This is a genomic window from Neorhizobium sp. T25_27, from assembly GCF_002968565.1.
GTDB classification, from domain to species: Bacteria; Pseudomonadota; Alphaproteobacteria; order Rhizobiales; family Rhizobiaceae; genus Neorhizobium; species Neorhizobium tomejilense.
Genome location: NZ_PVBJ01000013.1, coordinates 22079 through 41136 on the forward strand (window position 1 = coordinate 22079; position 19058 = coordinate 41136).

Consider the following 19058-nt stretch of genomic DNA (forward strand, 5'->3'; position numbering starts at 1 on the left):
CCAGAGGCGGCGATGGTAGCCGGCTTTGGTTGAGAGCAATATTGATCGCAACGCGCATTGTAGGTAGCGCGACCGGCGGAACTCTCGAGACGCCGGAGCATTCGAGGGGGCCGCTGTTCGAGCTCTCAGCTTTCGGTCGAGTTTATCGTGTCGCCGAACGCCGGGCCCAGCAACACTCTACGCGTCAAGCCAGCTTTGGCGTGCTGGATTTCGATGACTGTATAAGCTTTTTCATCTCGAAACGCGCTGGCGTGCCGTGTCGTGACATCTTCGCCGGGCAGCGAAGCAACATCGAGAAAATCATGCTCGTGACCTGCCGCAACGATGCGGGCATCACCTGCCGTTCTTGCGGCGACCACGACCTTCCCCACTGGAGGAGCATTGTCCCACCTGTAATCATATGGGGGCGCTACTGGCTCCAGTCGATAGACATTCAATATCTCTCCTTCTTCGGTCGCGGATGCGATTTTCTCGGCATCCATCCTCTGTGCGCCGCTTTCAAGGGAGCGACCAAAATGGCTGGAGCTTGCACCGCTATTTTTTCTATCGCGGTCATCGTCTTGCGTGGCGTTTGACATCTGCCATCCTTCATCGGGTTCGTGCAAGACAGCGAACCGAGGAAGAGGCCGAGGGTTCCGGCTTTCGACTTCTCTCAAGACGATTCTTCACTTGAATCGGCCGTGGGGCCGCACGCGGCTGGCCGACCTTCCTTACCACCAAGCGACATGACATTTCCCCTCGAGGCGCGTCCGTTGCTACTGTGACTGCCGCGTCATTCCAGCAGTCGCTTTGGACAGCAGCGCGTATCTACTGCCGGATCGTTGTCCCTACTAGTCGCTCATATTCGCGCTCCGGAACCCCGTAGCATCCGCTGGCGATCTCCTCGAGCCTAGAGCGGTCACGAACTGTAATATGGCCGCGGCGAGCCTTGATCGCCTGCGTACCTTCCAACAGATGCAACTGGTCGGTCACTCCCGACCGACGCACACCAAGCATGATCGACAGGAATTCGTGCGTGAGGGGAAGTTCGTCTCCCAACCGATCATGGCACATTAGTAGCCAGCGAGCCAGTCGTTCGTAGACATTGTAACGGGCGTTTGCCAGCGCGGAATGCGCAAGCTGGATCCCGCAGCTGTGGACGTAGCGAAGCAAGAGATGCTGAAATGGTAGATCCGCCGTAGCTAGGGCGAGGAAAGCACTCACCGGCACCTGGTAAGCCGACCCGGCCGCCTGCATGAACGTCTTAGTGGGTGTCTGCTGCGTCATCATCAGCACGTGCTGCCCGGCGAGACCTTCGTGGCCAACATGCCCTACCTCGACCGCCTCGTCGTCAACCGTTGAGGCAACGACCGACGCAAGACCGCCCTCCAGGAAGTAGACATGAGAGTTTGCCACATCTGCTTCGACGAGCACGTGTTTGACCGGTAGCTCGACAAATTCCAGATGCGGAATCAACTTCGCAAACGTATCCTGAGCAACAACCCTCAGAAGTCGATTTCGGATGTCCGTCTGCTGCGGCGAAACCATCGGCTCGTCCCGTCGGGGGAGAGCCCGGGCTCATGCCACTGCTGAGAGCGGCAATAGGTAGCTTATGTGGCAACACCGGAGGAAATGCTACGGAGGATGCCGTTATGTCCGTTTCTGACATTTCTCACTTCGTGCACCCTACCACGCTTCAGAAATTTGTCGTAATCGTGTTTTTGAAGCAGCGCTGTCGAGAAAGGTAAGGAACGGTTTTCGCCACGATCGGCGGAAACGGTATAGGATGGGCAAGTCCCGCCAAACGTCTCTGGAGTGCAAGCAGAGCTTCTGTGATAGCGTCGATCGGATAAAGGCAAGAATGCCGAGATATTTTTTTGATGTCGTATCGGGCAGCAATATCGTTGCCGACGAAGAGGGCACTGACCTTCCATCCTTGGATACGGCCCGTTCGGAGGCGGTGTCCGATGCGCGCTATCTCATGAGCGAGGCAATCTTGCGAGGCGAAGACGTGTCCCACAAGGTGGTGCAGATCCGGGATGATCGCGGCGACGTCGTACTGCGCGTGCCTTTCGCGGATACGATCCGCCGGCAAGGCTAGTGGCCCCTGCGATTGTGGACCTCCGACGATCTTTTGGTGACAATTAGCTTATCCTGATTGGGTATCCAATGAGGCGCTCGTATTCGCCTTCCGCTACGCCATAGCTACCACCTGCGATCTCTTGCAACTTGCCACGGTCGACGATGCGAATATTGCCTCGAGTCGACTTTACCGCACCAATTCCCTCCAGCAGGTGAAGTTGGTCAGTAATGCCAGAGCGGCGAACGCCAAGCATGATTGACAGGAACTCGTGCGTCAGTCCGAGATCGTCTCCCAACCGGTCGTGACACATCAACAACCACCTGGCCAAGCGTTCGTAGATGCTGAAGCGGGCATTGGCGAGTGCTGTGTAGGAAAGCTGAATGTTGCAACAATGGATATATCGCAGCAAGAGCGCCCGGAAGGAAGGAACAATGGCGAGAGCGGACCGCACAGCGGCCACTGGAACTTTGTAGCCATGACCTTCACCCTGCATAAACGTCTTCGATGGAGACTGGTCAACGTGCAATGCGGTATGTAAACCGGCCGCGCCCTCGTAACCAATGTGTCCGACCTCCACCATTTCCTCGTCAGAGGTGATTGCAACCACGGAGGCCAAGCCTCGCTCCAGGAAATAGACAAACTCGTTCGGGGTGTCCTTCTCGACAAGCGTCAACCTGAGAGGCAGATCAACTGGCGCCATCTGAGCAGCAAGGATGGCGAAAGCATCGGGATCAGCGGCACGAAGCAAGAGATTCCGCACTCGATCCTGAGAAGACAAATCCATCATCCCTCCTGCATAAAAAGAGCCTCGAGCTCACTGTTCCGACGTGGTCACGGCTTATGCTGCAACTGGGTTGGATATGCCATATTCTCTGTAGCTGTGTACGATTTCCGACCGAGGCGCTTTCGAATCCATTCGCATAGTCTAGTCGGTTGAGATCCGGCGCCTGCCGCAGACCGAGTGGCGGGTCGGAAAGAGAGCTAAGAACCCTCGTCCATAGATGCTCCACCTCCGGACGGTCCCAAGCCGCTGTTCTCTCGCCGGCCCGCTCGTTCGCCCACTTTGCCCAGCCTTTATTAAAGCACTATTGGTCGTTATAAACGCTACATCATCCGCCATTGATCACGGGCGCGGATGGCTGAGAGATCACGTTTCGCTCTTGCCTGCACAGGAGCGACAATGGCGCGGTATTTCTTCAATCTCCATGACGGCGTTCACTTGCCGGACAATGTCGGCTCCGAGCATCCTGATCTTCAGAGTGCCCGGAGTGAGGCGATCGAGACCATCGCCGAACGATTGAAGGGTTCTATGCTGACCGAAACCGACGTTTCGGGGTGGATCATGAACGTCACGGATGAGGACGGTTTCACGGTCATCGTTCTTTCCTTTTCGGCCGCCGTTCAGATCATTGACAACGCAAGCCTAGCCACAGCAAGGGCCGCCGCATCTTAAGATTGTCAGAAACGGACAAAAGGCCTGCGGCTCTTGGCCGGACAAGGCAGTCTGGCGCATAAACTTGTTATTGCTGACACTTCGCCACAGGTCGGCATGAGGTCGGGCTCTATCCCGCCGGAGGCTGGGCTATGTTCGACTTTTCGCAGTCAAGAATTCGAAATCTTCTCCTTCGCGCGTTTCCTCCTGAAGCGTTCGAAATGCTGCAACCCCACATGCGGCCGGTTGAGCTTCCCTTGAAGTTTGAGATGATCGCGCCCGATGTGCCAACGGAAGTGGTTTACTTCCTGGAGCGAGGGCTGGCGTCGCTGGTGGCGACAAACTCGGACGATGAGTCGGTGGAAGTCGGGCATATCGGGCATGACGGCATGGCCGGTGCGCACGTGCTTCTCAGGGTGAACCAGACCCCGAACAGGACATTCATTCAGGTCGAGGGAAGCGGAATCTCAGTTCCGGTATCTGCGCTTTTATCCGCAGTCGAGCAGGTTCCCTCTGCAAACGACCTGCTCCTCAGATATGTCCATTGTTGCGAATTGCAGCTCGCGCATTCCGCTCTTGCCAATGCCCGTTACAACATGCCTGAGCGTTTGGCACGCTGGATCCTGATGTGCCACGACCGTGTGCAAGACGACGATCTGCCGCTCACCCACGAGTTCCTGTCGCTAATGCTCGGGGTACGCCGCTCTGGCGTCACAGATCAAATTCACATCCTGGAAGGTGTCCACGCGATAAAGGCAACGCGCGGCAACATCAAAGTCCTGGATCGGCTAAAGCTGGAGGACATCGCTGGTGGATCATATGGCGTTCCAGAGCAGGAATATGAACGCCATATGGGGATCCCGATCCGGCGGCGTTGAGCCCGGGCGACCAAACGGGTGACAATCCGCTCGTCCCACATTCGTCAGCTCGTTCTTCCATTTCATCCGAATGCCACTCGACCCCGCCTGTACGCTTCTAGCGAGACGAAGATCGGATTCGGCCCGCGTCAGCGGTTTGGCAAATTTCAGGGCAGAAGTAGCCTGGGCTGTTCGGTTGGCCGACCAGACCCCGCTATTGATTACGTTCCTCAAGAATCTCGTCATTGATGTCACGGCCGCGCGCGAACACGCCGAGAATGACCACCTCATCGCCGCGGACCGAAAATGCAATGCTGACGTTGCGCCGGTAGCCGATGATCCGCAGGCCGGGGATGGCGCTTTCCCGCACGGTGCCACGCTCAGGAAAGGTCTCGAGCCCTTCGATGTATGTGATCACAGCGTCGACATACTCTCCAGCGATGGGTGTACCCGCGTCCACGGCTATATCGGCCTAAAGCTTGTCGAGTTACGCTTCCGCCTTGGGATGGTAGATAATCCGGTAGGCCATGTCCTACTTGGCTTCCGCCGCATGTTGTCGACGCTTGGCCTCAAATCGGGCACGCACGGTTTTGGCCGGGATGCCTGTGGACGGATTCTGCATCAGCTCTTCATAACGCCGCGGGATTTCTTCATTGAGCCACCGCTCACGCGCCGTCTCATGGTCTTCCAGTAGCCGCAGACCCGCGCGGACAACCTCACTGGCGTTGTTATAGCGGCCGGATTCCAGCTGCTTTTTCACAAATGCCTCGTAGTGAGTTCCAAGCGCGACGTTCGGCATGGGGGTTCCTTTCGTTGTCGTCCAGTATCGGACAAGCTTCAACAGATGGCAATAGATGTCAAACTTTGACAGACTCACTTTCTACCATCGGACCCCGCACGCGTCTCTCCGCGGACCAATGCCCGCTATACCCATGTCGCCGATGCTTTCTGCATCATATCGGGCGCGAAGAGAGTGCGAGAGGAGGGGGCGTGGGCTCTCCTCTCGCGGACGCAGCCTGGGTCGAACCCGACCGACCAGTGGCGACAGGGGCGGCATTCGACGCGCCGCCTACTCTCGATGATGGTTCTGTTATCAGCGCCGTGAGATTCAATGGCGACCTTCTACGGACGTTCGGAACGGGTGCAGACACGGCATATTACAGTGTGCTGTGGAACGGGACCGCTTTGTTCACGATCCGCGTATTCTTAAGACAAAACCCGGACAGCAAGAAGACGGCAGTATCGTCGTCACTGGCTGCGCAGATAGCGGATATCATTTTGTCAATGACCCGAAGGGGTATCCATCGAACTCGCGCCGGCCTTTGGCCGCCGCAGCCTTGCGTAAAGCCCGCAAGGCATCCCTCAGTGTGACGGCAGTCAGTGCCGTGACCAATCTCTTGATGCTGGTCGGCCCTCTGTTCATGATGCAGGTCTATGGCCGGGTGCTGACCAGCAGGAGCATTCCGTGACGGTCTGCAATGACGCAATGCTAGACGAACCGAGGCGTCGGCTTCTCAACGGTCCAATACCTGTGGGGAATTTATAGAAGCAGATCGCGGCAATGCCGAAGCTCTTCACGCTAGGGTAATCCGCCAAGCCCTATTCTTCCTGTAGAGATTATTGTCTTGGTCCCCCTGCCAATACCAAACCGAATAACGTCTGGGTGTCGCATCGATCCTTCTCAGCGAATAATCCTTAAAGTTGCGAACTTTCACTTGCGAGGACTGGAAAAACCATTGCATTATCACACCGCTGGCTGAATCTCCCAGAGCGAGTCCCGAAAACCTCGTGAAAACTATAAATGCCCATCAAGCAGTAATGATACGATTTCCGTCGGGCGTGCTTCTTGTGGGCGCCCATCTGTTCGAATATAGGGTCTATTGTAGATACACCTATAAGTAATTATGTAAAAAACAGTTGTATTTCGAATGCAGCCAATTGGTTTGTATCTGTTTATGTTCATATTTTTTTCATGGATGGCCTATGGATTCTTCGTAATCCTTAGGAATTACAAGCATGCGGCGGAGGCTAGGCGTTATGGGATAAGGGTCTTTGGCGGTGGCTACTTTTTCATCGACATTATGGATCCGCGTTGCCCCCCTAGCTTTCGGCAGAGGGTTCGCCACGCACAACTCATGACAGTTTGGGCGAGCATAACCGCCGTCTGCTTACTATTTGCGGTTGAATATCTTATCGGTACTAAGTAAGTTTCAAAAACTAATCCAGATTATGAGGCTCAAAAATGGCATCCAAGGAGATAGAGACGCCGACTCATCCAAGAACAACGTCGCACAAGTCACGCGACCAGCGGTTTTGCGACGATATCGAAGACGGTTTGCGCCGTCAAAGTCGAAAGTGATCCTTATTTCCGATCGGGTTCTCGAATGATCACTGAGACGCTTTCGAATATCCAAGTTATAATTCTCGGTATTTGGGTCCCTTTCGGCCTATACTTGAAGTGGAAAAACACGAGCTTTTCTGAAGAAGCAAAGCAGTATGGCGTAAAGTCGTCAGGAGTATATTGGGTAAATATTGATGTAAACGACCCGAAATGCCCAGAATTCCTTCGGACGAAGTCAAAATTGTGCAGCCGAGTCTTCGGAGCATCTGGAATAACTGTAATAATTTTGATTTCACTCACTGAATTTTGCATGCGAAAACTCAGCTAATATAAGGAGTTTGGATCCCATGGTGAGCGGATCTTAGCTGGCAGGATTGGCGCAGTGGGACCAAAAAGCGCGTAGTGCAGAAAGTCACATTGCAAACATCGAAAAGCAACGATCGGACTACGGGACGCTCCTAGGATTTCTCTAACTATTGGCCATCGCTTTTCAACTTGGGTGAAATTGCTAACAAGCCACCAATAGGTGTTATCCACCTGCTGAAGCCTCAAGTGAGAGACTTTATGGAATCCGCAATACTAGCCCTGGGGTATCTTCCATACATAGTGATCAGTTCAGCCGTTACGATCGCGACAATCGCAAGATCTTATCATATGCGGGACCGGGGGCTTATGATGATGTCGATCTCCGCCTCAGTAGCGTTTATCCTTATCAGCGCCTACCTGCTATTCTATCTGACGCCGGCGATGCTAGAGGTTTATTCTAGGATAAAAGCAGCGATAGATTATTCGTTTATCATTATGCCCCACGTATATGTTGTTTTTATGTATGTTTTGATATCACTATGGAAGTATTCACTTAGTAAAAGATATCCACGCAATGGATATATAGTTATATGCTTGATATCTGTCGCCGGTTCATTTTGGTCGCACTATCTCGTGCAGAATCTATAGAATTGAAATGGTTGAGTGTGGCTGTTACGTATTTCCCCGGGACCTATCGGTACTTAGGCAGCACGGCTGACAGGATCAGTGCTGCTGCCAACGCGATCGGAGTCAGCAGGCTTGTGAACTATCGCGAATGTCGCAGCGGACCTGATCCACAATCCGCTAGCAGGCAAGTCCAGGTACACGGCACGGGTCCGTATACCTGCAGAGGAGATCAGGCGCCTCGGCAGCCTCACACTCGTTGCCGGCATGCCCGTAGAAGCGTTCATCCAGACCGGCGACCGCAGCGCGCTTTCTTATCTCACCAAGCCGCTTCTCGACCAGGTGTCTCGGGCGATGCGCGAGGAGTGAAGGAAAGTGGCCATTCCGGCGCGGCCGAGGGTTCGAACCTTTGACCTGCTGATTAACTCCGCAGCAATGCCGCTAAGATGAAGGCATCGGAAACTCGCCGGGTCGCTGCAGCTCATAGAAGCGAAAGACCGTCCCAAGATGTTCAGTCATGCCGACGAACGAAAATCCCAGCCGCAGCATGGCCTTCTGAGACCGGATGTTCGTCGGCCTGACGACGCAAACCAGCCGGCGCAAAGGAAGGCGTCGAAAGCCGAACTCGATCGCGGCTTCAAGACTTTCTCCGGCGATCCCCTTACCGGAGGAAAACCCGAACAGGCAGACACCAACCTCGACATCACTTTCGTCATATCGGCGCAGTCCGGCGCGACCAACGAAGGTCAGGTCACCGTTCGGTTCACGGAGATAGAGCATCCAGAAGCCATAGCCATAGCGATTCCACTCATCGAGATAGAGATCGAGACGAGCGTCGGATTCGGTCCGCGTCAGCGGTTTGCCCTGCATGATAAGTTTTACGACAAGCGGATCTGTATGGAGGCGGTGTAGCGCGACGCCATCGCGGGCGGTCACCGGCCGCATGAACAGCCGTTCGGTTTCAAGGTTCATCGGCTGCGGCCTCTTTTCTCGCATGGGCTCTCACGACCACCGCGCGCAGGGCGTCTGCGAAGACTGCAGCAAGCATGCCGATGTCCGTCGCCGTCATCGGAGTCGAAATCGCCCCAAGGCCGACTTGCGAAATCAGAACGCCGCGATCGCGCATGTGCGTGATAACGTCGCCGAGCGTAGCTGAATGGCGCGAGGCGAGATGGGCGTCGGCATAACTTGAGATTTCGCGGGCACCGATGAAGATGCGAAACAGCGATCCGGCGCCGGTGACCGCGCCGGTCACGCCCGCGCTTCGAAACGCATCGGCGAGCACGCGTCGCGCGTCCTCACCGAGTTGATTGACGCGGTGAAACTCGTCCTTCGTCATCGCGGCCATCGCAGCCAGGCCCGCAACCATGGTCATCGGATTGGCCGTGAACGTGCCTGAATGCGCCACATGCGGTCGTTTGCCCAATGGCGCAAAGACCTTCATCACATCGCTGCCGCCCGCGACCGCACCGATGGGAAGACCGCCGCCGATGATTTTGCCGAAGGCGGTTATATCGGGCTTGATCGAGCTTTCGCCGAAGGCCCCGGTGTATCCGAGCCTGAAGCTCAACACCTCGTCGGAGATCAGAAGAGCGGATCGGGCTGACGTCCATCGTCTCAGATAGGCAAGATATTCCGGAGTGATCTGAACGAGGCCGGCACGAGAGGGCAGGGGGTCGATCAGCACGGCAGCGAGATCGCATCCGACAGCGGAGAGGATGCGATCGCAATTTTCGATGTCGTTGAATGGGATCACGACCGTCTGCTGCGCGACCGAAGCGGCTATTCCGTCGTGCTCAAGGCTGCAGCCCCCACAGCCATCGGTCCAGCGGATTGGCGGCGCGGAGACGTTGATTTCGACTGCGTCGTAGTTCCCGTGATACGCGCCCTCGCATTTTGCCACCAGCGTCCGGCCGGTCAAAGCCCTTGCCGCCTTGATGGCCATCATCACCGCTTCGGAACCGGTGTTGGTGAAGCGCACTTGCTCGAAATGCGCTACCCGGTCGCAGAGAAGCTCCGCGAGTTCGATCTCGGGAAATGTTGGGTTCGCAAAGCTCAAGCCCTTCATCGATTGCGCCAGCAATGCGCTTGTAACGTCGGCATGACCATAACCGTGGATCAGCGCGGTGAAGTTGTTCTGGAAGTCGAGATAGCGGTTGCCATCCACGTCCGTGACATAGGCTCCCTCACCTGATGCAAGATAGATAGGATATGGCGTGGCAAATGCTGAGCTTCGTGTATTTCCCATGGGCATGACGCGTCGCGCCCGCCGGTTTGCTGCCGCGGAGACGTCGGTGATCAGCATGGACGCGGTCCCGATCCGTCGGCCGCAGGTCCGTCGATAATGGACCTAAGTTCGCGGCCTAACCAATCGACTTCTGCGGCAAGATGGCTGGCCGTCGGGCAAACGCGTAGACCCGCTCTTCCCTCGGCCACCGTCGGGAAAAAGATCGCGGACGTATAGAGGCCACGGTCGAGCAACTGGTGCGCCGCTGAAATAGCTGCACGCTCGTCTCCGAGCATGATGGTGCGGATCGGAAAGGGCAGGGAAGTCTGCTCGGTTTCGATCATGGCATCGAACTGTTTGATCCGCTCTCCCAATGCAATCTGGCGATCGAGGAGCTCCTGGGTGCGGTGAAGATTGGCCGATGCGATCGCGCCCCCGACGCCGGCAAGATTAACGGGGACCGAAAAGGCGAATGCCAGCGCGAACCGCCGAAAGAGGTCTTCCTGGCGTTGCGACCCGAGCATGAGCAGTGCGCCTGAGGCGCCAAAACCCTTGCCAAGCGACGCGGCAATGATGGTGCGATCGCCAAATTCCTCGCCGATGGACAATCGGGCATAGCCTTCCCCTCGGAAACCGAAAAGCGATATGCCGTGGGCATCATCGATGTAGAGGAATAATCCGTATTGCCGTTGCAGCCTGAGCAGTTCCTCGATCGGGGCTGCGCCTCCCATGGAATAGAGACCATCGCAGACAAAGGCCACGATCGGGTTTGCCCGACAGATCTGCTCGAGCATATCGACATCATTGTGATCGATGGTGAGCACCGTGGTCTCGGCAGCGACGAGCGGCTTGTGGACCGCCAGCGTCGCGTGGACCAGCCGGTCGAAGACGACAAGCGGTTTCTCACCTCCGGTCAGGTATCCGGAAGCCAGGATCGGCATGGCACTCAGATTGGCGGCAAGCACTGTCGAGAACGTGATGACATGCGCCTGAAACAGATCGGAAAGGTTTTCCTCAAGGTCCGAGAGCAGCCCAAAATTGAGGCGCGTGCGTGCGCAGGACCAGTGGAGAGAGCCATAATCCGCGATCGCTTCGATGGCCCCTGCGATGATGGCTGGGTGATTGTCCAGACCGAGGTACGAACAGCGGACAAAGTCGACGACTTCGCGGGTGCCGCCCTGCCGGTCCTTAACATGAACGAGGCGTCGTTCAACCGACTTCGCGCTCAATCCAATCACACCTGCATCAAACGCAAGAGCAAAGATAGGGTCGGCGCTTTCGATCATACGTTGGGTATTCCGCATCGATCGTGGCTTGGCTACAGAGGTCCGACTGTCTTTCGTCATTGTGCCCTCCCAATATCAAGGAAGGGTGAGCGCAGAACGGACATATAGCAAACGATATCAATGATGTAGAGACGATATATCGAGTGGCCGAGAGCACGGTTGGGAGTTGGCGTGCGCCCGCTCAGATCGGATGCGGATCTGCACAAATACGCACAAGATCGGCAAGGATCGTACGAAGCTCCGGCCACGGCGCTTCCTCTTGGGCAGAGCGTGGATCCTCCATTTCCAGGAGGGAATGCAGCTTCACCGCGACGCCAGCGACAGATTGAGGAGCCGTGCTCCATAATTCCTTTGCCAACGCCTCCTCGACATCTGCGATTTCCTCCTCGGCTTTTTTCGCCCTGGTATATCCCACCCGCTTGTCCGCCGTCTTCCATTCGCTCCGGCGGGCCGCCAGTGCAGCCCTTGCTTGCCGCCGCATTTCATCCTGATCAGCTCGCCAAAAGACGGTCGATCTCCCGACCGCAATAGGCCCAAAGGAAACCACAGTGTTCCGAGTAAGGGACTTTCCTGCGAGGGAGATGCATCATCTGGCTGACAAGGAGGCCCAAAGCAGCCGTTCCCCAAGGCGAATCTCGATGCCCGTTTTGGCCGTAAGTCGTCATGGCAGGATAGCGCTGTAGGCGATCATCTGCTCCCCGGCAAACAACTGCTTTCCGCCAGCACCTGAGTGTCGAACCAAGCAAGAGAGCGACCATCCCTCGATCGAACTTCAAGCTGTGCGATCGGTGCGCCTTTCTCCCGGTCCACGAGTAAAGACCGCTTTTCGTCAGGAGCGAACAGGTGGTCCTCACCCCATTGACGGAGCGATACGATCACCGGGAACAAGCCGCGCCCCTTCGCCGTGAGAACGTATTCCCGATAGGCGGTCCCATCTGAGGCTGGCGCGGTTTCGAAAATCCCCCGTTCCACCAGGTCGCGCAATCGGGTCGCCAGCACCGCTTTGCCTATGCCCAGTCCTGACTGAAACTCGCCAAACCGGCGCGAGCCGTCGAAGGCGTCCCGGATGATCAGCAGGGACCACCAGTCGCCGATTACATCGAGCGTGCGGGCTACCGGGCATCCAGCATTCCACTGGCTGACACGTTTCACCATCGCCCATCTCCGTCCACGTGAACTGGTTCTAACTTAGAACTGGAATCAAACCAAGCCAAGTGGTCTCAACAAGGAATTGGAACGAGAACACGAGGAACCCAATGGAGGCCAGGTCAACCCGTTTTGCTCAAGAGACGCAAAGAGACGGCTTGTCGGGATTACAGTCACTCGTCATGGCGGCGGCGGCGGGCCTCAGCGTGGCCAACGTGTATTATGCCCAGCCATTGCTTGACCTCATGGCGAAGGACCTTGCCATTTCGCCAGCCGCCATCGGTCTCATCGTGACGCTGACCCAGGTCGGCTATGGGTTGGGCTTGATCTTCATCGTGCCGATCAGCGACCTTGTGGATCGGCGAAGTCTCATCAAGGTCCAAGGACTGCTGGCGGCTATCGCTCTCGTGGTCGTGGCGACTGCAAGGTCGAAAATGATCCTTCTCCTTGGCATGGCCGTTGTGGGGCTGCTGGCGGTCCTGGTGCAGATACTTGTCGCCCATGCGGCGGCCCTGGCTACGGCGGCCCAGCGGGGCAGGGTCGTCGGCATGGTCACCAGCGGCGTCGTCACCGGCATCCTGGCTGCGCGTTCGGTAGCCGGTGTGGTTGCTGATGTCGGCGGATGGCGGGCGGTGTATATGGCCTCTGCGCTATCCATGGTCGTCATGGTCGGAGTCCTGAATTCTGTGCTGCCCAAGCATTCCGCAGGGCCAGGTTCCGGAACTTATGTCGACGCGCTGATCTCTATCCCGCGCACGTTCCTGCGCGAACCGGTCCTGCTTCTTAGAGGAGGCCTCGCGCTCCTCATCTTCGCGTCCTTCAGCACGTTCTGGACAGCCTTGGTCCTGCCGCTCAGTGCATCGCCGTTTTCCTATTCGCATACCAGGATTGGTCTATTCGGCCTTGTCGGACTGGCCGGAGCGATTGCGGCGACCTATGCCGGAAGACTTGCTGATCGCGGCCATGGCAAATGGACGAGCGGGGTCTCTCTGGTGCTCTTGTTGGCATCCTGGGGGCTGATCGCTCTCCTTCCGTCTTCCATTCCGCTGATGCTGGCAGGCGTGCTGTTGCTCGACCTGGGAGTCCAAGCCGTCCACGTCACCAATCTCAGCGTCGTCGTGGCTCTGAATCAAAAACGCAGCGGTCAGCTGATCGGCGGCTACATGATTTTCTACTCCATCGGCAGCGCCATCGGGGCGATCGCGGGTACGTCCGCCTACGGATGGTTCGGCTGGCTGGGAGTCTGCTTGCTGGGAGGAACCTTCAGCTTCTGTGCGCTCGCATTGTGGGTCGCCACGCGGCTGGCGGCAAGTGCCGATCGATAACCTGGTCCTCGCTCCTGCCGCTTGAGGAAGTCGCCGACAAGACTGGTTTGCTGAACCTACGTCAGGGTCAAGTAGCGGACGCGGGCGGAACCGTTCCGTCCGGTGTAAGGCCGTCGACTGCATTGGGCAGGTTCTCGGAGAGGCGCTTTAAGATTTCCTCTTCCGACATGCCGGTTCGCGTGGCGATGTCTCGCAGGACATCTGGTCCCAGCGCTGAAGCGAGCTCGCTGTTATTGATCGGATCGTTCGCCCCGGGCTTGACCCACGACTCAGCTTTCTTCTCCTGCCCGGCCTGACGGAATTGGTCGAGGAGGTCGCTCAAGCCGCCGTTAAGTATCGACCCGATGCTGCCGCCACTGACCAAGCTTCCAAGTCCGCCTGTCCGCAACCTGCTAAGAATGTCTTCGATGCCGCCATCCGATCCCGGGGCAGCATTCGCCGCGCTTCCCTGTCTCGCTCCACCCGACGACGTCCGTTGGCGCTCGGCAACGCCTTTTAGGATTTCGGCGATCCGGTCGCGGTTCTGGTATCCCGCAACCGCGAGGACGGCGAGAAGCGCTTTGAGTGGTCCGCTGGCCATGTCTGGTCTCCTTGATCTCGGCGATAAACGAGCGATCTTGGCTGTGGTTCCGCATGAGGCATCCTGATGAACCAGAAACCATCTCGCTCGAGGGTTACATGACGTCGTCGATCGTCTTGTAGAGGCCGTGGATGGTCCTCGTTACCCCGATCCCTATGAAACCGTCTCTGGCCGGTGTTGGAACAAGGCACCCCTTCGGCGACATGCGTGTCTCCGTGCTGGTGTCGGTCTTGGCATCCTTGGCAGCCGCGCTACCTCCGTCAAAAACGGGAGAAAGCGATGAAAGTCCAAAAATTCAATGTCGCGGACGCGAACCTGGTGAGGTCTCCAGGACAGGATGCCGATATATTTGTTGGAAACCTGGTCGACGAGAAGAACGGCGGGCCGATCACCATCGGCTACGGCCGGTACGCACCGGGTCAGACCCTCACAGAAACCATAGCAGTCGATGACGTCATGATCGTTCTGGAAGGACGGCTAGTGGTCTCGACGGGAGCCGGCACCGTCACGGCGGGTCCGGGCGAGATCGTCTACATGCCCAAGGGGGAGGCGGTGACGATTACGACGGAGGGGGAGGGAGCGCTCACGGCCTACGTGACATATCCCCACTGGGCGGAGGTTCACGACTAGAACTACCGGTTCAGCCATTGCCGACGAACTGAGGAGCGCTTCCGATGAAGCGCCGCCCCCGGCACCATTTCGGCGAAACCTGTTCCCGCGATGAAAGGCACCGCGGCTTGAGACCTTCCCGTATATCCTGGAGCAGACCGACGAACGCGAAATCAGTCACCGTCATCACGGCGCGACCACATGCCAACCGCTCGCGCACCTCGACGCCGATCCGGAGAACCTCCGACGACCGCAGTCCCGAGGTCTCAACCTCCTCCATAATGTCCGTCGCGGCATAGCGTCCGCCGCAATACGAGGCAATCGCGTCATTGGTCGCGAAGTCGAGGAGCGTGAATACGAAAGTGTGAGCGTCGGCGTCATGCGAAATGCCCGTACGACAATCGTAGTCGTGACCGATCGACGCTGCCTTCCCGCCTCTGACGATCCCATAATAATTGTACCAGTGGCCAGATCGGGTGAGGTACTCGGCTTTCCATACAGCTTGGTCAAATTGCGCGGCACCTTCCGCGATATCGCAGAGGTCCTGGATCGTATCGAAGAATTCCGAGCGAAAGTCGTCCATTGATACTCCGCGCTCTACGCGAGCGCCGATTTGATACGGCGGATGTAGTCGGGCTTCTGCATTCGCCCTTCTTCCGCGAGCCTGATCTCGGTCTCGGTCAGGCCGGTCGCGATAGCGAGTTTGCTCACGCTGTAACCTTTTGACAGTCGGGCGCTGAGGAGGCTCCCGGCGGACTGCGCGGGTCTGTCCGATATGATGCTGTGGGTGCTAGAGATGTCCATGGAAACTCCATCATTTGGCGAGATGAAGAACTGCGATCATCGGCAGAGGTTCCGGCAGATCAGCCACGATATCGAAGACAGTGGCGTTGGAATGGGACGGGAGTGTCGGCCTAGACCCATCGCCCAATTCACTGCGCCAGCGTCCCCGGTGAATGGGCCGCATTATTCACAGGCTGTCATGGAAAGGAGGGTATGTTCTGTGGATATGCTGTGTACGTGCGCTGCTTGTTCCGCCTGCTTATGAAGGGCGGTAACGCGAAAGAAGCCCGGCCAATCGATGCATGCCGGGCCTTGGGTTTGCCACATCTCCTGGGAGATGTGCTTGTATATGCCCAAATCAGTTTCCTGGTCAGCCGGAAGCCTGAAAATCATCAATATGCAGCTGGCGATCAAAGGATGAACCTGGTGAATGTCAAAGCTGGCGGTGGCCGCTCTTATCGCCACCATGCGCCGTAGGCGAGCATGGCGAGGACGACCGTGACTAAAAGCGCCGTCTCGACCGTTTCGTTCACATCAGGACCGCCGTGGGAGCGGCCAGATCAGCCCGCGAAAGGTCGTCACCGGAAGGCTAGTCACTGTGTCCGAACCCCAAAATTCGACCGAGGGAAGCGGGTGACTGTCGAGTGTCCTGATCATCGTGGTTCCTCCACACCATCAACCGGGAGAGGAGTGCGATGTTCCTCAAGAGGAGGTCTTTGCTCAGGATTGCTTGCTATCGTGCGATCCCCGGCCCTTCTAAGTGTGACAGGAGATCGCATCGTCAAGGCAGCTTTCGTGGCTACCCACCAAGGAGGACGCCCGTCACCGTTCACCAGTGAGCCACTCCACGAGGTCTCCTCCTCGCTGGTCTTCCGGAAACGCCCGATCCAGGTACAGATCAAGTCTGGTCAGACTTGGGCAGCCTCCGGGCGTTCGCGTTAACTGTTACTTAAGCATATGCTTGCGGACAACGAACGGTGTGCGATGCTCCCCTGACATGGGGAAAAGATCATGGACATGCGAACTCAGACACCCGATGAACCATACGAACCTCCACCTGCGCACCGCTTCAGGGTCGAAGCCGCGATGCTGGAGATGATCGAGCGCCTTCAGCAGGAGGGGCTCAGCCGGCAAGAAATCGCACTGATCCTCGCCGACGCTGCGGATGAGTACATCATCATCTTGGCTAACATGACGGCTGAGACACAGTCTGAACAACAGGCGCGCCAGCGGCACCAGTAGGGCAGCCGAGACAAAGAAGCTCCGAGAGGGGCAGCTTGAATGAACTCGACGGCGGGTTCAATGCAGTGCCGGGGAGTTCTGAAGATCATCTCATTCTCGGCCGCGCAGAGTTGTCCCGTGATCGCGCCAACCTCGCCGATCACCATGAGAATGGCAGGACTGTTCAGTAGCGTGAGGCAGCGGTCTGTGACTTGCCTGCCGCCCGCAGCACGCCAGCCGTCGGAGACGTTCTGGATCCATCCCCGAATTCCTGCAGGCAGGGAGAGGTCGAACTTTCAATCCTCCAAGCCCTTCATACAACGTCTTTGCTCAACCGTAGCCGACCTTCGATGAGAAGGCCTATGCGGCCGCGGCCGAGGCGGGTCAGCCGGATTGGAAGCCGCTTCTCCTCCAACCGCCGGCGGAGAAGCAGCAGCCGCGTTTCCAGATTATCCTTGAAGTCGGGCAGTTTCAGTGCCGCATCGAGCCGGATTTCGCGGTTGGTGAATTCCAGCCGACCGCTTTGCTGGTGCTGTTCCAGCATCGAGGCGAGCAGCCTGCCCGCGACCCCCTTGATGACGTAATCGCCGTCGATGAAAACGCTGTCATCGAAGCGATGGTGGACGACCTGAACCGCCTTTTCAGACGCCGGCGATTGGATCCGGACCGAGCCTTGCGGTTCGGTTTCGAGCGAGAGCTTTTCGCTCAGGGCCAGTGCCATGGCTGCCTGCCTGGCAATCATCGAAAGAGCCGCCTCGTCGTCACTGGTGAAGGCGATGCGGTCGCGGCTTTCGAGGAAGAGGACGCCGCGCACCGAGCCGGCGGCGACGAGCGGCACGGCGATCTGGCTCATCGCGTCCGGCATGCCGGGGAGCGGGATTGCCCGCGTGCGGTTTTCGTCGGCGGAGGAGCCGCGCACTGCGGCGCCGAAGCGGCGGATGCGGCTCATGTCGCTCAGCTTGACGAGGCGCCCACCGGCGGCGGCTGCGCCGATCACACCTTCGTCGACAGGAATATCCGAGCCGATGCCGGACGGGACATAGCCCATGCTACCGATGGTAATGAGCTGGTTGCGCTCTTCATAAAGTTGCAGCAACAAGCCATGCTCGAAACCGAACTCCGTACGCAGGCCCTCAAGCATGGCATCGATGATGCCGTCCGCGTCGGTTTCCGCGGCGATCGCCTCGGCAATCCTGGCAGCGCCAATCAACCGGTTCCGTTTTGACTGTGGGAGTTCGGCGGTCTGGACCTGGGAGGGGATCGCCTCAATGCTCACGACCCGGAAGACATCAAGATTGCGCAGCTTCATGATGCCCGCCATGCCGACCTGGGCGCTGCTGGCGTCGATCTGCAGCGCGACGTGCTCGAACAGCGATCCTGCTTCGAGGGTATGGGCGAAGACCAGTTCCAGCCGGTATTGCGCAGAATTGCGTGCATCCACCAGAAGCAGCATCGCATGCGGGTTCAGGCGGATGTTGGCGGCGGTCTTGGCGAAGAACTGGTTGGAGAGTGCCACATGCCGATCGTCGACCAGGGCGACATGCGAGAGATAGGAAATGTTCGGCAGCCCGTCGGCATCCGCCGTCGAGATGATCGAGGGGATCACGCCCTCGAAACAGGCTTCGAGATCAGCCAAGGTCAGCCTGGTCGACGTCGGCGTCATGGGGTCGTGCTCCAGATACGTTCCCCGGCGCGCGAGCCGGGCGTCTGGACGAAGACCGAGGCGACGCGCATCGTGATCAGCATCGGATCGCGGTTCGAAAGCACCGGCATGATCAGTTCCGGCAACAGGCCAAGTCTCATCTGGGCCGAGACGATCGCGACGATGTACTGGGAAGAACGCTCCACCTCGTCCGGTTCGGCGGGACGAATGGTGGCCTGTCCCTTCAGTTGATAGGACACGTAATCCGAAGGCCGGGCGAAAGTGACGGCAATTCGCCCGTTTTCGCGCAGATTGGCGACGGTTTCGGGCCATTGCCAGGCTGAGGTCACGAGGCCGATCGTATCGCCGCCGGAGGACACCCAGGCGCCTACGGCTCGGCCGATCTCCGGCCGGCGGGCAGCGTTCGAACTGCCGATGATCTGCATCACCGGGCTTTCTATGAAGCCTGCGATTTCGTCCCCGAACATCGAGCGTTTCCCCCTTGGACAGGTTCATAGCGCAGTTAGGCAGATTTTAGGATTCCCCCCGCGCGACTTAATGAGCTTTTAGGAAACGACATTCGCGGAACTGGCTAAAGCGCTCCCATCGAACAAGGA

21 protein-coding genes are annotated in these 19058 nt (G+C 57.7%); 7 read left to right on the forward strand and 14 right to left on the reverse strand.

All coding sequences use genetic code 11. The features are described 5' to 3' along the window. Positions 1–125 precede the first annotated feature (125 nt). Complete coding sequence (locus tag C5J24_RS27015) at positions 126–578, reverse strand: hypothetical protein (RefSeq protein ID WP_105422362.1); 453 nt, start codon at positions 576–578, stop codon at positions 126–128. A 229-nt stretch (positions 579–807) separates the two neighbouring features. After that, positions 808–1527 carry a Crp/Fnr family transcriptional regulator gene (locus C5J24_RS27020; RefSeq protein WP_105422364.1) on the reverse strand — a complete coding sequence of 240 codons (720 nt, stop codon included), beginning with the start codon at positions 1525–1527 and terminating at the stop codon, positions 808–810. A gap of 238 nt (positions 1528–1765) precedes the next feature. Here C5J24_RS27020 and C5J24_RS27025 point away from each other — a divergent pair, with 238 nt between their 5' ends. Then, positions 1766–2080, forward strand: a complete 315-nt coding sequence (locus C5J24_RS27025; protein WP_245446807.1) for a hypothetical protein — start codon at positions 1766–1768, stop codon at positions 2078–2080. Between the two features lie 43 nt (positions 2081–2123). Here C5J24_RS27025 and C5J24_RS27030 read toward each other — a convergent pair whose 3' ends face one another. Continuing rightward, positions 2124–2846 (reverse strand): Crp/Fnr family transcriptional regulator, encoded by a 723-nt coding sequence (locus C5J24_RS27030; protein ID WP_105422590.1) that lies wholly within the window; start codon positions 2844–2846, stop codon positions 2124–2126. A gap of 396 nt (positions 2847–3242) precedes the next feature. Here C5J24_RS27030 and C5J24_RS27035 point away from each other — a divergent pair, with 396 nt between their 5' ends. Continuing rightward, positions 3243–3515 (forward strand): hypothetical protein, encoded by a 273-nt coding sequence (locus C5J24_RS27035; RefSeq protein WP_105422369.1) that lies wholly within the window; start codon positions 3243–3245, stop codon positions 3513–3515. Between the two features lie 131 nt (positions 3516–3646). After that, positions 3647–4372: a Crp/Fnr family transcriptional regulator gene (locus C5J24_RS27040; protein ID WP_105422371.1), complete on the forward strand. Its 726-nt coding sequence runs from the start codon at positions 3647–3649 to the stop codon at positions 4370–4372. A 193-nt stretch (positions 4373–4565) separates the two neighbouring features. Here the strand turns inward: C5J24_RS27040 and C5J24_RS27045 are convergent, their stop codons facing one another. Then, positions 4566–4817: a type II toxin-antitoxin system RelE/ParE family toxin gene (locus C5J24_RS27045; RefSeq protein WP_371674843.1), complete on the reverse strand. Its 252-nt coding sequence runs from the start codon at positions 4815–4817 to the stop codon at positions 4566–4568. A gap of 66 nt (positions 4818–4883) precedes the next feature. Next, complete coding sequence (locus C5J24_RS27050; protein WP_105422373.1) at positions 4884–5150, reverse strand: type II toxin-antitoxin system ParD family antitoxin; 267 nt, start codon at positions 5148–5150, stop codon at positions 4884–4886. A gap of 370 nt (positions 5151–5520) precedes the next feature. On the opposite strand from C5J24_RS27050, the gene C5J24_RS32105 reads away from it, so the two are divergent. Beyond that, positions 5521–5820, forward strand: a complete 300-nt coding sequence (locus C5J24_RS32105) for a hypothetical protein (RefSeq protein ID WP_172724158.1) — start codon at positions 5521–5523, stop codon at positions 5818–5820. Positions 5821–8063: 2243 nt separating this feature from the next. Here C5J24_RS32105 and C5J24_RS27065 read toward each other — a convergent pair. The 5 genes from C5J24_RS27065 to C5J24_RS27085 all read right to left on the reverse strand — a co-directional run bounded on the left by C5J24_RS27065 (position 8064) and on the right by C5J24_RS27085 (position 12290). Next, on the reverse strand, positions 8064–8594 hold the full coding sequence (locus C5J24_RS27065; protein WP_105422379.1) for a GNAT family N-acetyltransferase: 531 nt from the start codon (positions 8592–8594) through the stop codon (positions 8064–8066). Next, positions 8584–9927, reverse strand: a complete 1344-nt coding sequence (locus C5J24_RS27070; protein ID WP_105422381.1) for an aspartate aminotransferase family protein — start codon at positions 9925–9927, stop codon at positions 8584–8586. Before C5J24_RS27070 ends, C5J24_RS27065 begins: the two co-directional genes overlap by 11 nt. Then, positions 9921–11195 carry an aminotransferase class I/II-fold pyridoxal phosphate-dependent enzyme gene (locus C5J24_RS27075; RefSeq protein WP_105422383.1) on the reverse strand — a complete coding sequence of 425 codons (1275 nt, stop codon included), beginning with the start codon at positions 11193–11195 and terminating at the stop codon, positions 9921–9923. The genes C5J24_RS27070 and C5J24_RS27075 overlap by 7 nt, the downstream gene beginning before the upstream one ends. A gap of 121 nt (positions 11196–11316) precedes the next feature. After that, positions 11317–11616 (reverse strand): hypothetical protein, encoded by a 300-nt coding sequence (locus C5J24_RS27080; RefSeq protein WP_105422385.1) that lies wholly within the window; start codon positions 11614–11616, stop codon positions 11317–11319. 206 nt (positions 11617–11822) lie between these two features. Further along, positions 11823–12290, reverse strand: coding sequence for a helix-turn-helix domain-containing protein (locus C5J24_RS27085; protein ID WP_105422387.1), 468 nt, complete (start codon positions 12288–12290; stop codon positions 11823–11825). Between the two features lie 101 nt (positions 12291–12391). Here C5J24_RS27085 and C5J24_RS27090 point away from each other — a divergent pair, with 101 nt between their 5' ends. After that, positions 12392–13606 (forward strand): MFS transporter, encoded by a 1215-nt coding sequence (locus tag C5J24_RS27090; protein WP_105422389.1) that lies wholly within the window; start codon positions 12392–12394, stop codon positions 13604–13606. Positions 13607–13673: 67 nt separating this feature from the next. Here C5J24_RS27090 and C5J24_RS27095 read toward each other — a convergent pair whose 3' ends face one another. Next, positions 13674–14186 (reverse strand): YidB family protein, encoded by a 513-nt coding sequence (locus tag C5J24_RS27095; RefSeq protein ID WP_105422391.1) that lies wholly within the window; start codon positions 14184–14186, stop codon positions 13674–13676. A 279-nt stretch (positions 14187–14465) separates the two neighbouring features. Here C5J24_RS27095 and C5J24_RS27100 point away from each other — a divergent pair, with 279 nt between their 5' ends. After that, on the forward strand, positions 14466–14816 hold the full coding sequence (locus tag C5J24_RS27100; RefSeq protein ID WP_105422392.1) for an AraC family ligand binding domain-containing protein: 351 nt from the start codon (positions 14466–14468) through the stop codon (positions 14814–14816). A gap of 10 nt (positions 14817–14826) precedes the next feature. Here C5J24_RS27100 and C5J24_RS27105 read toward each other — a convergent pair whose 3' ends face one another. Further along, positions 14827–15378 (reverse strand): hypothetical protein, encoded by a 552-nt coding sequence (locus tag C5J24_RS27105; protein ID WP_105422394.1) that lies wholly within the window; start codon positions 15376–15378, stop codon positions 14827–14829. A gap of 1211 nt (positions 15379–16589) precedes the next feature. On the opposite strand from C5J24_RS27105, the gene C5J24_RS27120 reads away from it, so the two are divergent. Then, positions 16590–16820 (forward strand): hypothetical protein, encoded by a 231-nt coding sequence (locus C5J24_RS27120; protein WP_105422398.1) that lies wholly within the window; start codon positions 16590–16592, stop codon positions 16818–16820. Positions 16821–17112: 292 nt separating this feature from the next. Here the strand turns inward: C5J24_RS27120 and C5J24_RS27125 are convergent, their stop codons facing one another. Then, a complete protein-coding gene (locus tag C5J24_RS27125) occupies positions 17113–18462 on the reverse strand; it encodes a GAF domain-containing protein (protein ID WP_105422400.1) in 1350 nt (449 codons plus the stop codon). Further along, positions 18459–18929, reverse strand: coding sequence for a pyridoxamine 5'-phosphate oxidase family protein (locus C5J24_RS27130; protein WP_105422402.1), 471 nt, complete (start codon positions 18927–18929; stop codon positions 18459–18461). The genes C5J24_RS27125 and C5J24_RS27130 overlap by 4 nt, the downstream gene beginning before the upstream one ends. Positions 18930–19058 lie beyond the last annotated feature (129 nt).

What these genes read in the sequence shown, in the direction of transcription:
- C5J24_RS27090 (WP_105422389.1), top strand. Translation starts at nt 12,392, where the DNA reads ATGGAGGCCAGGTCAACCCGTTTTGCTCAAGAGACGCAAAGAGACGGC.
- C5J24_RS27105 (WP_105422394.1), bottom strand. Translation starts at nt 15,378, where the DNA reads ATGGACGACTTTCGCTCGGAATTCTTCGATACGATCCAGGACCTCTGC.
- C5J24_RS27035 (WP_105422369.1), top strand. Translation starts at nt 3,243, where the DNA reads ATGGCGCGGTATTTCTTCAATCTCCATGACGGCGTTCACTTGCCGGAC.
- C5J24_RS27085 (WP_105422387.1), bottom strand. Translation starts at nt 12,290, where the DNA reads ATGGTGAAACGTGTCAGCCAGTGGAATGCTGGATGCCCGGTAGCCCGC.
- C5J24_RS27075 (WP_105422383.1), bottom strand. Translation starts at nt 11,195, where the DNA reads ATGACGAAAGACAGTCGGACCTCTGTAGCCAAGCCACGATCGATGCGG.
- C5J24_RS27050 (WP_105422373.1), bottom strand. Translation starts at nt 5,150, where the DNA reads ATGCCGAACGTCGCGCTTGGAACTCACTACGAGGCATTTGTGAAAAAG.
- C5J24_RS27030 (WP_105422590.1), bottom strand. Translation starts at nt 2,846, where the DNA reads ATGGATTTGTCTTCTCAGGATCGAGTGCGGAATCTCTTGCTTCGTGCC.
- C5J24_RS27095 (WP_105422391.1), bottom strand. Translation starts at nt 14,186, where the DNA reads ATGGCCAGCGGACCACTCAAAGCGCTTCTCGCCGTCCTCGCGGTTGCG.
- C5J24_RS27120 (WP_105422398.1), top strand. Translation starts at nt 16,590, where the DNA reads ATGGACATGCGAACTCAGACACCCGATGAACCATACGAACCTCCACCT.
- C5J24_RS27100 (WP_105422392.1), top strand. Translation starts at nt 14,466, where the DNA reads ATGAAAGTCCAAAAATTCAATGTCGCGGACGCGAACCTGGTGAGGTCT.
- C5J24_RS27130 (WP_105422402.1), bottom strand. Translation starts at nt 18,929, where the DNA reads ATGTTCGGGGACGAAATCGCAGGCTTCATAGAAAGCCCGGTGATGCAG.
- C5J24_RS27040 (WP_105422371.1), top strand. Translation starts at nt 3,647, where the DNA reads ATGTTCGACTTTTCGCAGTCAAGAATTCGAAATCTTCTCCTTCGCGCG.
- C5J24_RS27025 (WP_245446807.1), top strand. Translation starts at nt 1,766, where the DNA reads ATGGGCAAGTCCCGCCAAACGTCTCTGGAGTGCAAGCAGAGCTTCTGT.
- C5J24_RS27070 (WP_105422381.1), bottom strand. Translation starts at nt 9,927, where the DNA reads ATGCTGATCACCGACGTCTCCGCGGCAGCAAACCGGCGGGCGCGACGC.
- C5J24_RS27125 (WP_105422400.1), bottom strand. Translation starts at nt 18,462, where the DNA reads ATGACGCCGACGTCGACCAGGCTGACCTTGGCTGATCTCGAAGCCTGT.
- C5J24_RS27080 (WP_105422385.1), bottom strand. Translation starts at nt 11,616, where the DNA reads ATGCGGCGGCAAGCAAGGGCTGCACTGGCGGCCCGCCGGAGCGAATGG.
- C5J24_RS27065 (WP_105422379.1), bottom strand. Translation starts at nt 8,594, where the DNA reads ATGAACCTTGAAACCGAACGGCTGTTCATGCGGCCGGTGACCGCCCGC.
- C5J24_RS27015 (WP_105422362.1), bottom strand. Translation starts at nt 578, where the DNA reads ATGTCAAACGCCACGCAAGACGATGACCGCGATAGAAAAAATAGCGGT.
- C5J24_RS27020 (WP_105422364.1), bottom strand. Translation starts at nt 1,527, where the DNA reads ATGGTTTCGCCGCAGCAGACGGACATCCGAAATCGACTTCTGAGGGTT.